General features: G+C 62.5%; 13 protein-coding genes and 1 tRNA gene. 6 read left to right on the forward strand and 8 right to left on the reverse strand.

Annotated features, from left to right (window positions below):
- Nucleotides 1-4: 4 nt before the first annotated feature.
- Nucleotides 5-427, reverse strand: a complete 423-nt coding sequence (locus BN2475_RS07070; RefSeq protein WP_094778847.1) for a hypothetical protein — start codon at nucleotides 425-427, stop codon at nucleotides 5-7.
- A 283-nt stretch (nucleotides 428-710) separates the two neighbouring features.
- The gene (locus tag BN2475_RS07075) at nucleotides 711-1,673 is read right to left on the reverse strand and encodes a LysR family transcriptional regulator (RefSeq protein WP_094778848.1); all 963 of its coding nucleotides are present in this window, start codon (nucleotides 1,671-1,673) and stop codon (nucleotides 711-713) included.
- 259 nt (nucleotides 1,674-1,932) lie between these two features.
- Here BN2475_RS07075 and BN2475_RS07080 point away from each other — a divergent pair, with 259 nt between their 5' ends.
- Both BN2475_RS07080 and BN2475_RS07085 read left to right on the forward strand, forming a co-directional pair.
- Nucleotides 1,933-3,363: a M20 family metallopeptidase gene (locus tag BN2475_RS07080; RefSeq protein ID WP_094778849.1), complete on the forward strand. Its 1,431-nt coding sequence runs from the start codon at nucleotides 1,933-1,935 to the stop codon at nucleotides 3,361-3,363.
- A gap of 116 nt (nucleotides 3,364-3,479) precedes the next feature.
- Complete coding sequence (locus tag BN2475_RS07085; protein ID WP_094778850.1) at nucleotides 3,480-4,763, forward strand: MFS transporter; 1,284 nt, start codon at nucleotides 3,480-3,482, stop codon at nucleotides 4,761-4,763.
- A 197-nt stretch (nucleotides 4,764-4,960) separates the two neighbouring features.
- Here BN2475_RS07085 and BN2475_RS07090 read toward each other — a convergent pair whose 3' ends face one another.
- Nucleotides 4,961-6,013, reverse strand: coding sequence for an NADP(H)-dependent aldo-keto reductase (locus BN2475_RS07090; protein WP_094778851.1), 1,053 nt, complete (start codon nucleotides 6,011-6,013; stop codon nucleotides 4,961-4,963).
- A 142-nt stretch (nucleotides 6,014-6,155) separates the two neighbouring features.
- Here BN2475_RS07090 and BN2475_RS07095 point away from each other — a divergent pair, with 142 nt between their 5' ends.
- Together BN2475_RS07095 and BN2475_RS07100 are read left to right on the forward strand one after the other, a co-directional pair.
- Complete coding sequence (locus BN2475_RS07095) at nucleotides 6,156-6,368, forward strand: DUF3820 family protein (protein ID WP_094778852.1); 213 nt, start codon at nucleotides 6,156-6,158, stop codon at nucleotides 6,366-6,368.
- 205 nt (nucleotides 6,369-6,573) lie between these two features.
- Nucleotides 6,574-6,819, forward strand: a complete 246-nt coding sequence (locus tag BN2475_RS07100; RefSeq protein WP_094778853.1) for a hypothetical protein — start codon at nucleotides 6,574-6,576, stop codon at nucleotides 6,817-6,819.
- Here BN2475_RS07100 and BN2475_RS35310 read toward each other — a convergent pair.
- Both BN2475_RS35310 and BN2475_RS35315 read right to left on the reverse strand, forming a co-directional pair.
- Entirely contained in the window at nucleotides 6,767-7,777 is a 1,011-nt protein-coding gene (locus BN2475_RS35310; protein WP_245841167.1) for a sulfotransferase family protein, read from the reverse strand. The two genes, BN2475_RS07100 and BN2475_RS35310, sit on opposite strands and share 53 nt — an antisense overlap.
- A gap of 53 nt (nucleotides 7,778-7,830) precedes the next feature.
- On the reverse strand, nucleotides 7,831-8,373 hold the full coding sequence (locus BN2475_RS35315) for a tetratricopeptide repeat protein (protein WP_245841168.1): 543 nt from the start codon (nucleotides 8,371-8,373) through the stop codon (nucleotides 7,831-7,833).
- Between the two features lie 382 nt (nucleotides 8,374-8,755).
- Here BN2475_RS35315 and BN2475_RS07110 point away from each other — a divergent pair, with 382 nt between their 5' ends.
- Nucleotides 8,756-9,109, forward strand: a complete 354-nt coding sequence (locus BN2475_RS07110) for a hypothetical protein (protein WP_094778854.1) — start codon at nucleotides 8,756-8,758, stop codon at nucleotides 9,107-9,109.
- Between the two features lie 358 nt (nucleotides 9,110-9,467).
- On the opposite strand, the gene BN2475_RS07115 is transcribed toward BN2475_RS07110, so the two are convergent.
- The 3 genes from BN2475_RS07115 to dusA form a co-directional block, all read right to left on the reverse strand.
- Nucleotides 9,468-9,776, reverse strand: a complete 309-nt coding sequence (locus tag BN2475_RS07115; protein ID WP_094778896.1) for a hypothetical protein — start codon at nucleotides 9,774-9,776, stop codon at nucleotides 9,468-9,470.
- 1,165 nt (nucleotides 9,777-10,941) lie between these two features.
- A tRNA-His gene (locus BN2475_RS07125) sits at nucleotides 10,942-11,017 on the reverse strand.
- 87 nt (nucleotides 11,018-11,104) lie between these two features.
- The gene (gene dusA / locus BN2475_RS07130) at nucleotides 11,105-12,106 is read right to left on the reverse strand and encodes a tRNA dihydrouridine(20/20a) synthase DusA (protein WP_094778856.1); all 1,002 of its coding nucleotides are present in this window, start codon (nucleotides 12,104-12,106) and stop codon (nucleotides 11,105-11,107) included.
- Between the two features lie 331 nt (nucleotides 12,107-12,437).
- Between dusA and BN2475_RS07135 the strand changes: the two genes are divergently transcribed.
- A complete protein-coding gene (locus BN2475_RS07135) occupies nucleotides 12,438-12,704 on the forward strand; it encodes a hypothetical protein (RefSeq protein WP_094778857.1) in 267 nt (88 codons plus the stop codon).
- The last annotated feature ends 118 nt before the right edge of the window (nucleotides 12,705-12,822 follow it).

The raw sequence follows: 12,822 nt of genomic DNA on the forward strand, positions 1-12,822 counted from the left end.
GGCTTCAGTCCTCGTCGTCCGACCATGGAATATCGACGTCCGAAATGAACGCTACCGTCGCGAACGGTCCGCCATCCTGACGGCCGATCTTGCCATCGGCGCGTTGCCATTCGACCCGGAACACGGTGCCCGGATCGTCGGCGATCAGGCGCACGCGCCGCACTTCGTCCGGATCGGCTTCCTCGACGGGACCGTCGAGCGAGACCTGCAGTTCCTGCGGCCACAGTCCGTCGGCCGGATCGTAAATCTTGTCGCCGTCGGCAATCAGCGTGAACGCTTCCACGCCGATAGTTGCCGAAGCATCGACGATCATCTTGCCCAGCGCACGCAGCAATGCGGTCGCTCGCGCGGAGTTCGCCTGACGGATAGCAAGATCCCCGCGCGTGAGCGCCTGCTCGAGTTTTGGATTGGTTTTATGTTGGGCCATTCGATGTCCTGAGTCCTATCGCTCCATGGTTGACGGGCACGCTGCAAGGTTTGCGCACCGCGTTAGATTTTTCGGGCTGAATCCTACCACTGGTGTGCGTTGCAGCATCGCAAGCCACGCAACGCTCGCCTGTGCGGCCGCCTCGTCCCCCACAGTGTAGGTCGTGATTCGGGTTCCGGCAGGGAGATTTGCCTTTCCGTCAGTCACACGCGGCATCGGCTTCGAACGCTTTTGCCGCGCGATGCCGTCCCTCGTCGGGATCTCCAACGTCGCCTTGCCGCCCCTATGGCAAGCGCCTGCTGCGCTTGCGAGCTGCCTTCGCCGCGGTCGCGTCGGCCGGCTTCGCATCGACCATTTGCGCGATCAGGTAATCACGGAATGCACGCACTGAGGGTGGCAATTCGCGCCCCGCCATCGTCTGCACCTGGATGCTGCGCTGACGCATTTGCGGATGCGTCAAAGGCATCACGACAAAGCCGTCGCCAGCATAGCGATCGCGTACGGACAGCAGCCCCGTGAACATGGCCGCGCCGGACTTCTGCGCATAGCGATACATCGCGCCGCTGTTGTTACAGGTGAGATCGGGTTCGAGCAGGATGCCTTCGAGCGCGCACGTGATATCGATCAACTGGCGTATCGTCGTGCCGGGCTCGGGCAGCACCAGCGGATAGCGTCGCAATTCGGCGAGCGACACTTTCGCGCGCCTGGCCAGCGGATGATCGGCACGCAGCAGCGCTAGCACCGGCGCCCGTTCGGTGTGCTCGACCTTGACGCCCTTTTCCGGCGCGAGGCTGAACGTCAGCGCGAGGTCGGCATCGCCGTCACGCACCCGGCGGGTCGCTTCGTTTGGCGACATCACGGACAGCGTGAAATCGATGCCCGGATACTGGCTGCGAAAACTGGCCATCGCGGCGGGCAGGAAATCCGCGGCGAAACCCTCCGAACTGGCGATCTTGATCATGCTGCCGTGCAAGCTCTCGAGCCCGCCGATCTCCTTCATCACATGCTCGGCTTCGAGCAGGCTGCGCTGTGCGTAGGCCAGCAAACGCTCGCCCACTTCGGACAGCGCCATGCCACGCGGACGCCGCTCGAACAGCGTCACGCCGAGCTCGCTTTCGAGCCGCGCCACCTGCCGGCTGATCGCCGACACCGCGACGTGCAGCCGCTCGGACGCGTCGCTGAGCGAGCCGCTGCGCGCGACTTCGACGAAGTAGCGCAGCGCAATACCGTGTAGCGAAAGTGCCATGGGGATGCCTCATTCAGGTCATGCAAGCATGAGCCAGCGTGGGTGAACGGGTGCGAACGGCTGCGAACGCTCTGCAGGCTCGCGGCCTCCTTGCGTTGCACTTTGCCTTTTCGGCAACGCAAGCTTCGAAACACGATCATTGTGACAAAAAAGACGGCCTCCTAGAATCGATTCAACGCGATTCAACACTAAAGGCCAAGGTCGATCCAGAACGAACATCCGACCGCGCCCCGCCCCGCACCCCGATTGGAGACATATCATGAGCCGCACCCAGGCCGTCGAGCACGCGACCCGGCATTTCGAATCCGGCGCCTTCCTCGAAGATCTCGACCGTCGCGTCGGTTTTCGTACCGAGAGTCAGGAGAGCGATCGAGCCGCGACGCTGCTGTCGTATCTGACCGACGAAATCACGCCCGAGGCAAAGCGGCTCGGTTTCAGAACGCGCATCGTCGATAACCCGGCGGCGGGTTTCGGGCCGTTCCTGATCGCCAGCCGCCATGAGGGCGATCATCTGCCAACCGTGCTGATCTATGGCCACGGCGACGTCGTGCGCGGCTACGACAGCCAGTGGCGCGCGCCGCTCACGCCGTGGGCGGTAAGGATCGAAGGCGAGCGCTGGTTCGGCCGTGGCACCGCCGACAACAAGGGGCAGCACACCATCAACCTCGCCGCGCTGGCGAGCGTGCTGGCCGCACGCGGCGGTCAGCTCGGCTTCAACGCGAAGCTGCTGATCGAGATGGGCGAAGAAACCGGCTCGCCGGGACTCGACGCGATCTGCCGCGCGCACCGCGATGAACTGGCCGCTGACGTGCTGATCGCCTCCGACGGCCCACGTGTCGCCGCGCGCCGCCCCACCGTATTCCTTGGTTCACGCGGGGCGGTCAACTTCAAGCTGTCGTTGAACCTGCGCGACGGCGCGCATCACTCCGGCAACTGGGGCGGACTGCTGCGCAATCCGGCCACAGTGCTGGCGAATGCGTTGGCGAGCCTCGTCGATGCGCGTGGTGTGATTGCCGTCGATGGCCTGCGTCCGCCGCCGATCCGCGCTGCGGTGCGCAATGCGCTCACCGACATCACGGTGGGCGGCGGTCCCGGCGACCCGGAGGTCGACGAAGGCTGGGGCGAGCCAGGCCTGAGTGCACCCGAACGCGTGTTCGGCTGGAACAGCTTCGAAGTGCTGGCTTTCAAGGCCGGCAATCCCGAGAACCCGGTCAACGCGATTCCGCCGTCGGCGTTCGCGTATTGCCAGTTGCGCTTCGTGGTCGGCACCGATTGGCAAAACCTCGAACGGCATCTGCGCACGCATCTGGATGCGCACGGCTTCGAGCTGGTAGCCATCGACGTCGAGCGCGGCGCGCCGGCCACGCGGCTGAACCCGGATGATCCGTGGGTCACGTGGGCCGTCGCATCGCTCGAGCAGACCACCGGCAAAAAGGTAGCAGTGCTGCCGAATCTGGGCGGCACGCTGCCGAACGAAGTATTCGCCGACACGCTCGGCTTGCCGACCATCTGGGTGCCGCACTCGTACCCGGCCTGCTCGCAGCACGCGCCGAACGAGCATTTACTCGGGCCGGTCGTGCGCGAGGGACTGCAGATGATGGCGGGGCTGTTCTGGGATCTTGGCGAGAACTCACCGCATGCAACGGCGAAGGCAGTGCGCCCGGCAGACGCGGCACAAACCGCAAGCTGATCCGGCAGAACCCAACCAAACCAAAACCAAACCAGCCCGCACGAAATCCATGCCGCGCCCAAGCGATCGGACGCAGCGGCATGCCGCTATTCGCAACGTTAGGAGACCTCTGCACGATGAACACATCCGCCCTGCCCGTCAGCGCCACGCGGCCGTCCGCCGCGAAGGCCCATCGCATCATTCTCGCGGCGTCGATCGGCAACGCGCTCGAATGGTTCGACCTCATTGTCTACGGTTTCTTCGCGGTGACGATCGCCAAACTGTTCTTCCCGGCGCGCACCGAAGCCGTTTCGCTGATGCTCACGCTCGGCACCTTCGGCATCTCGTACCTGATCCGTCCGCTCGGCGGCCTCGTGCTGGGTTCGCTGGCCGATCGCGCCGGCCGCAAGGCGTCGCTGTTGCTGTCGATCGGGCTGATGATGATCGGCACCTTGACGATCGCCGTGATGCCGCCGTACGCGGCAATCGGCCTGTGGGCGCCCGCAGGCATCATGCTCTCGCGTCTCGTGCAGGGCTTTTCGGCAGGCGGCGAATTCGGCGCGTCGACGGCGTTTCTGGTCGAGCATGCGCCGCAGCGGCGCGGCTTCATGGGCAGCTGGCAGTTCGCGAGCCAGGGTCTCTCGACGCTGCTCGCGTCCGGCTTCGGCGCGTTGCTGACGAGCCAGCTCACAGCCGCGCAACTCGAATCGTGGGGCTGGCGCGTGCCGTTTCTGTTCGGCCTCGCGATCGGCCCGGTCGGCTTCTACATTCGCCGCTACATCGACGAGGGCGCCGAGTTCGACGCGCAGCCGAAAGCCCGCACGCCGCTGCGCGATCTGTTCGGCACGCAGAAGGTCCGCATGCTGCTCGCGATCGGGTCGCTGATCATTTCGACGGCGGCCAACTACATGATCCTGTACATGCCGACCTATGCGATCAAGCAGTTGCATCTGCCCGCATCGACTGGCTTCTCGGCCACGCTCGCGACCGGCGTCGTGCTAACGGTGCTCACGCCGTTCGCGGGCCACCTGTCCGACCGTTGCGGACGGATTCGCATCATGGCGACAGCCGCTGTGCTGATGCTGCTGACGGTCTATCCGGCGTTCATCTACATGAACGCGCATCCGTCGTTCACGACGATGCTGCTCGCGCTGGTCTGGATCGGCGCGTTGAAGGCGACGTATTTTGGCGCACTGCCCGCGCTGATGTCCGAGATTTTCCCGACGCAAACGCGCGCAACCGGCCTCTCCGTCAGCTACAACATCGGCGTGACGGTGTTCGGCGGCTTTGCGCCGTTTGTGATTACGTGGCTAATCGATGCAAGCGGCAACAAACTCGCGCCCGGTTTCTATCTGATGTTCTGCGCGGTGGCGAGTTTGCTGGCGCTGTATACGGTGCGCACGAAGTTGCGTATCCGTTGATGCGGGAGTGAGGCTGGCCAGGTAGAGGAAGAGGAAGAGGAAGAGGAAGAGGAAGAGGAAGCACACCCAACTATCTGGCAGTTGCCCCGGCAGCACAGCCGGGGCAACCCGCGAGCCGGTTCGAACAAGCTCTGAAGCCCTGCTGGACCGGACGACGGGCCCGCAGAACCTGCCGGACCCGATGCATCTCTAGCGCATCAAGGCGCCGGATTCGGCTGCAGTTCATGCAGCGCGTCGATCTCGGCGAGCGCCTCCGGCGATAGTTTCACTGCCGCGCTGGCGATGTTTTCCTTCAACTGATCGAGCGACGTGGCACCGATCAGATTGCTGGTCACGAACGGCCGGCTATTGACGAAGGCGAGCGCGAATTGCGCGGGCGACAGGCCATGGCGTTTGGCCAGTTCCACGTAACGGGTGGTGGCCTGCACCGCTTGCGGCTTGCTGTAGCGCTGAAAGCGCTCGAACAGCGAGATGCGGGCGCCGGCCGGACGCGCGCCGCCTTCGTACTTGCCCGTCAGCCAGCCGAACGCCAGCGGCGAATAGGCGAGCAAGCCGAGGTTGTCGCGATGTGCGTACTCGGACAGACCCACTTCGTACGTCCGGTTCAACAGGCTATACGGATTCTGGATGCTGACGATGCGCGGCAAGCCGAGCTTTTCGGCTGCGCGCAAGAACTGCGCGACACCCCACGGCGTCTCGTTCGACACGCCGATCTGGCGCACCTTGCCCGCCTTGACGAACTCGGCGAGCACCGACAGCGTTTCTTCGATCGGCACCGTGTACGTGTCGTCGATCCAGGGATACGCGGGGCGGCCGAAGGTCATCGTGTTGCGATCCGGCCAGTGCAGCTGGTACAGATCGACGTAATCCGTTTGCAGGCGCTTGAGGCTATCGTTGAGCGCCTCGGTGAGGTTCTTGCGGTCGAACTGGTTGCCTGCGCCGCGGATATGGCGCGGGTTGTGCGGCTGACGCGCCGGGCCGGCGATCTTGGTGGCAAGCACGATTTTTTCGCGGGCGCTACGATGCTGCGCGAGCCACGTGCCGATGTAGCGTTCCGTCGAGCCTTGCGTCTCGGCGCGCGGCGGCACCGGATACATTTCCGCGGTGTCGATCAGGTTGACGCCGTGATCGAGCGCGTAGTCGATCTGCGCGTGCGCCTGCTGTTCAGTATTCTGCTCGCCCCACGTCATGGTGCCGAGACCGATCAGGCTAACCTGCACGTCGGAGTCGCCGAGTCTGCGGTATTCCATTTAACTTGTCCTGTTCAATAGGTGATCGGAAAGCGCAGACGTTACCACGCCGACGCGATGCCTGCACCGACGCTAGAATGGCGGGCTGGCGGGCATCGCCCGCGCTTGCGCGCTCAACCAGTTTTGCGTCGACTTCTTTGCCATGAATCCGGAACACCTCGAACTGCTGGTCACGCGCGTGATGCCCTACGGGAAATATAAAGGCCGCCTGATTGCGGACCTGCCGGGCCACTATCTAAACTGGTTCGCGAGCCAGGGCTTTCCGCCGGGTGAGATCGGCCGCCTGCTCGCGTTGATGCACGAGATCGATCACAACGGATTGAAGTCGCTGATCGAGCCATTGCGCAAGCGTTGACACCATCACGCTGAAAGCCGGATGAAGCACTGCGAAGCCAGTTGAAAGTCGCGGTGCAGGCCATGTGCAAGCAATGTAGGCTCGTGCAGATTTAGCTAGAGTTTTTCTTGCACGTCGCGGCCGGGTGGACTTAAATCGGCATAAGCAGTCGCGCGATTTCGAATGGTCCACGCGCACCTCCGAGCTTGATCCTGCCTGCCCCTCCATGCCTGAATTCAGCCTGTCCGCCCTGCTGGAATTTATCGGTCACGACCTGTCGCCCGTGCGCGCGGTCATCGCCTTTTTTCTGTTCGGCTATCTGGTCGTCGGGCTGCCGGTGCACTTCCGTCAGGGCGCCGCGTCGCGTGATATCTGGGGCACCGCCGCGGGCGTCGCGATGGCCGCCATCTACGCAGCCTTCATGGTCGGCGTGTACCCTGCGCTGCATCATTCGGCTGCCCTGCTGCACTGACAGCGCCGGCCGGTACCAAGGCCGGCCCGAGGCCTTCGAGTAGCGGCTCGAGCAACGCCGGCCGCGGCTGCCAGCGCTGCACCGACGTGCGGTAAAGCGGCCGACGCACCTGCGCCGAGCTGGCCGTGCTCACCTGACGCGCGGTCCGATGAAACGCGAGACAGCGTTCATCCCAATCGAGCCCGCAGTGCGCGAGCAGCCGCCGCACATTGCCTTCGAAATCGTCGACCAGCGCCTCGTAATCGGTCTCCATCATCACGCCTGGTGGCAGCACGCTGCGCCAATGCGCCATCAACGCATCGTACGCACGATAGTAGCGGCCCAGTTCTCCGAGGTCGTAGCCGAACGGCACGTCGTGGAAAATCCGCGAAAAAATCGACAGGCAGGTTTGCAGCGGCGAGCGTCGGCTGTGGATGAAACGCGCGTTCGGCAGCGCCAGATGAATGAGCCCGACATTGATGAAATTGAACGGATATTTGTCGGTGAAATGGCTATGGCGCGGCACCTTGCTTGACGCCGGATCCGGCCCAGCGCTATGGATTTCAGGCAGCGCGCGACGCATGCGTTGCAGATAGTCCGCGCCGAGCGCGCTCAATTGCGCCGCGCCGACGTCCTGCAATGCATCGATACTGAGCCGCAATGGATCGGCGGCATCACGGTGCAGGCCCCTCATCAGCGCCTCGCCGAATTCCGTGCGCTCGCCGGCACCGAAAACCTGCGGATGGCTCGCGAGAATCTGCTCGATCAACGTCGACCCGGAGCGCGGCATACCGACGATAAAGATCGGCGCCGCCGACGGATCACCCAGACCGCGCGCCGCCGCCAGCACATCCGAACTCAGCAGCGACGGCAGGCACGCGAACAGCCCGAGCGCTTCGGCTTCGTTATAGCGCACGCCGGCGCGATGCAATGCGTTGCCCTTCAGGAAATGATCGAACGAGTCATCGCGGCGGCCCATCCCTGACAGCGCTTCGCCGTACGCGAAATGCAGCTCCGCCTGAACGGCTGGGCTCAGCGACGCGGCGACGCGGCGTCGCCGGCGAGCTGCTGCAGCGACGCAAAGACAGGATCGTCGGCGGCAAGACGCCGGGTCTGCACGAGGTTGCGGTAGTACAGCGGCACGCGCGGCGCACTATTGATCGCACGGCGATACGCTTCATGTGCTTCGTCGAAACGGCCGAGTGCCTGCAGGCAATTGCCCAGGTTGTTGTTCGAACCGTCGGCGCCCGGATTGCGGCGCACCGCTTCGCGGTAAGCGTCCACCGCCTGCTCTAGCCGGTCCGTCTGCTCGAGCGCCCGGCCGAGTCCGTGGTGGGAATGCGCGTTGCCCGGATCGCGCACGATCGCTTCGCGATAGCGATCGACGGCTTCGCAGAAGCGGTTCAGCGCGGCAAGCGTCGCGGCGAGGCGCTCGTAGTTGACGGCGTCGGCGGGATCGAGCGCGCGGGCGGATTCGAAACATTGCAGCGCGGCTTCGAGTTCGCCGCACGCGATACACGCGTCGCCCTCGGCGCGCCATTGCGTGGCGGTGACAGGTTGTGGACTGTGCGTCATTGATAGCGGGATGGTTGCGGGCGTCGGCGTCGGGCAGTCCTGATAATGGGCGTGAGTTCTTGTTCGTCCAGCTTGCGCATGGGCGTGAGTCTGGTGTCCTGAACAACTCGAGGACAATGCCTCGACCGTGCCACGACAATGGTCTGAGCGGAAATTAGCAGGCACGCCCTACAATTCTTTTTCTAAAATTTAACTAACCGTTACAGAAGACCGAATCGGTAAGGTGTTGGAAGATTGTTGCAATGGCGAAGCGTCGTGGCCTCCGGTTGCCGCGTATGAATCGCGGATGCGCCTCGGCCCGCAATGGCGGTATTGCGCGGACACAAATGCTGCTGAACTCCACTGCAGGCGATCTTTCCGATCTTGATGGAAGGAGAGAATCGTGGGCAGGCTCATTGGATCGATGGCTCTGCTAACGCTGGCGGCCAGTCTCAGCGGGTGCGCAGTTGCGCCTGGATATAACTACGCGTACGCGCAGCCCTACTACCCCACCTATGCCTACGCGTATGGACCGCCTTATGTGCCGGTTTATGGCACGGTGGGCATCTGGGGTGGCTGGGGTGGCTGGGGTGGTCCATGTTGCCATGGCGGGCACTGGCATGACGGCCATTGGCACGGCGGCGATGGCGGGCACGGCGGCGAGCACGGCGGTGGCTGGCACGGTGGCGGGTTTGGCGGCTCGCCTGGCGGCACCTGGTGGAGCAGTGGCGGTGGACATGGTGGACGCAACCACTGAAGTGCGTGGCGAGTGACGGGGTTGACCGCGCGTCGAGCGTCTCCCGACACTGAAAAATCACAAGGCCGGCAGCAACGTCTCTACCAGTAGCCAAGTGAGTGCGGCCCTCTTCCTCTGCGTGCTGATGCTGGGATCGCCGGCTGCAAGCCTCAGGCGAGCGAAGGCCTATCGAGTCGGAATCCTGAAGGGCGACGGAAATGCCATCAACATGGAAGCGGCGGCCGCGTTCATCGAAGCTGCAAGCGAAGCACCAACCCGATCCTGAGAGCGAGAAACGACATCGAGGGTTGGATCGACCGCTCCCAGCTATTGCGGCAACGATGAACGCAATGATTGGCGACTATCCAATGGCATGCCGTCACACGTGGGGCAGGTCGTCAATGCACTTTTCGATGTGTCCGCCAGGGATATCCGTATCGATCCCGTCGCGGCCGTCGGTGTGAGCGACCGCCTTTATTTTCGGCCCCAGAAACCGTACGCCGCCGAGCGTAAAAAGCGACCAGACAGGATCCCCGCGATGGATCGCGTTCAGCACTTCTGGGACTTCGACAATTGAAGTCGGAGACAGCCAGTCACGCGTTGCCGGGTCGACGGCAGCCCAGCGCACGTGCGTAATCCTGTCGTTCGCGGGATTGATGCGTATGGCGTCGATAGCAAACGTAGTCATATCTACCTCCATCGTGTTTGCAATGAAATCGTAGCACTTCGTCAGCGCGATTTCCGCCCGACAGGCGCCCTGCTGGTCGTCAAAATGGGAGGAGGCTATAAATGGGTACGGGAGAATGCCGGTGCTCTGGCACGGCGATGCATCTGTAGCCGATGTCCGACTGAAGTAGCGCGTCCGCGAGCATGCTGCGCGGACATACAACGCCTCAAGAGCCTGCAGCAGGGATACGAAAAAAGCAGGCGCCTACAATGGCGCCCGCGTCTTTTCGCGACATCCCGGGCAGGTTGATATGTGCAACGCAACAGAGACGATCAGACTGCAGGCGTCTTGTGCGTGTGCGGAGAACTGTCGCCTGCCATCCGTCGCTTCGGGGGAACGGAAAGAACGGAATCGATGTATGTATGCGCTCGGTTCTCTCCGTACCTGAACGCATCCTGCTCGGAAAGAAAGTCAAACTGCTCTGGAAAACTTGCAAACTCCTGCCTCGGATTACCGAGCGAAGCAACGGTCCACGACACACGGTAGCGCCGACATGTGCCGCCGAGCGAGTGCGTCTTTGCCGGCGTGACGCGCACTTCAATGTGGCAATCGCGATACGGCGCATAGGACTGACTGGACATGGCATTCCTCCTATAGAACACATCGCGTGAAGCGTTGGGCAAGCCGCATCCATTGTGCCTGGCTAAACGGCCAGAGGGAAAGCACCTACCTCGATAACGCCTGGCAAATGAAGGATAGGAACTCAGGAGCAAACGCACAACACAAACTCGATCAACCCTCTTTCAAATCATTGCTGTGCCGAAAAGCGCAACCGATGGGCCGCCGCTAACCATTTAAAGAATGCCGGATCGGCGGGAGGTGGCGGGAGGAAAAACAGTGGCGGTTCGCGGTCATGTTTCGCGTGTTCCGCAGGTGTCTCGTGTGCGAGAGACGCCGCTCTGAATGACAGCAGGCAGTCTCGCTGCGTGCGCGCACGCGCCCTTCCATCTGACACGTCTCTTGCTCGCAGGGATGGGCGTCGACCGATTTCGGGGTGGGGTCACGGAAAACAAAAAAGCCCGCTAAATGCGGGCTTTTCGTTTGGACTCATCTTCCAGGAGTGTGAACTTCAGGTCCCAAAACTTCCAACAAGTCTGCTACCACTATCGCGGGAACGCTAATTCTCTGGGGTGGCTGATGGGACTCGAACCCACGACGACAGGAATCACAATCCTGGACTCTACCAACTGAGCTACAGCCACCGCTGACATCTGCTTGACTCGCCTTCAAACTGGCCTGTCAACGAAGAAACGAGATTATACGAACAAGAATCCCATTTGCCTAGCCCTTTATTCAAGAATTTCGCTCGGCTCACGCAGATGCTGTCTTGCCTCATCGAAGATGGTCAGATCGCGCGCAGCAAGGCGTTTGCTATCGGACAGAACGCGCCGCCATCCCCGCGCCCCTGCCTCGCCACGATACAAGCCGAGCGCATGACGCGTAATCGCCCCGAGATACGTGCCGCGCGCCATTTCAGCACCGCAATATTCGATCAGCTTCGCTTCGACCTGCTCGCGCGTCAGCGGCGCTTGCGTCGACCCGTAAAAGCGGGCATCGACATCGGCCAGCACATACGGGTTGTGATAAGCCTCGCGTCCAAGCATCACGCCGTCGACGTGTCGAAGATGCGCATCGACTTCATCCAGCGTCTTGATGCCGCCGTTGATGATGATCTCCAGCGCCGGGAAGTCGCGCTTCAACTGATACGCGTACTCATACTTGAGCGGCGGAATTTCGCGATTCTCCTTCGGACTCAAGCCCTTGAGGATCGCATTGCGCGCATGCACGATGAACACGTTGCAGCCGGCGTCCGCAATCGTGCCGACGAAATCGCGCACGAAGCCATACTCCTCGACCGCATCGACGCCGATTCGATGCTTGACCGTCACGGGCACCGACACGACGTCGCGCATCGCCTTCACACAGTCGGCGACGAGTTGCGGCTCATTCATCAGGCACGCGCCGAATGCGCCGCGTTGCACGCGCTCGGACGGGCAACCGCAATTCAGATTGATTTCGTCGTAGCCCCATTGCTCGCCGAGTCTGGCCGAACGGGCGAGATCGTCGGGCTCGCTGCCGCCGAGTTGCAGCGCGACCGGCGCTTCTTCCGGAGTAAACCCAAGATGGCGCGGCACATCGCCGTGCAGTAGTGCACCGGTCGTCACCATTTCCGTGTACAGCCACGTATGGCGCGAGATCATGCGATGCAGCGAGCGACAGTGGCGATCGGTCCAGTCCATCATCGGCGCGACCGAAACACGGCGCGGGCTGGGAGTTTGAGGTGAAAACATGGGACGGCACACGGCTTGAATCAAAACGCCGATTTTACCGCAACGTGCGGCGCCACCGCCCCGCGCCATCCACCCTGCCGCAGATAGCCCTCATCAAAACCGGCTATCCATGCGTTGAAAACTGCTTCGTGAACGGGGTCGGACCGTCGCGGACCCTCGTCGTGCCTATGTCCAGCGGACTATTCCTGAATCAGGAATAGTAATTTCAGATTATCGGTACAAATTTTTGATAGTAGGCGTATACACTGCCTTCCATCGACGTTGCAGACACAGCTCACCGGCCCCTGCGACGCCATCCTGAAATGAAGTCGAACGTTATCGGAGTCATACCATGAAGACCAAGCTTATCGCCGCCCTGCTGGTTGCTGCTTCTGCCTCTATCGCCGCCCCTGCTTTTGCCAGCGGCTACGGCCCGGCACCGTTCTATCACCCGTCGGTTGGCGCACCGGCTTCGCAACAAGGCCAGAACGCGCAAACCGTTGCTGCTGAACACGCCAATACCGAATCGAACGCATACGGTGGCGTGAAGAGCGTGTCGTCGCAATCGGGCACGCGTGAGCCGGTTTCGGGCCCGCAATCGGTTTTCTTCGGCCACTAAGCACCCGCCGTCGAGCCAGCTGCCCGCAAGGGCGGCAAAACAACTGGGCGCCGCGCATCGCAGAGTCGATGCCGGCGCCCAGTTGCGTTTATGACGAGGTCCGCCGGGGTCTATAGCG

Source organism: Paraburkholderia ribeironis (genome assembly GCF_900019265.1).
Lineage (GTDB): Bacteria > Pseudomonadota > Gammaproteobacteria > Burkholderiales > Burkholderiaceae > Paraburkholderia > Paraburkholderia ribeironis.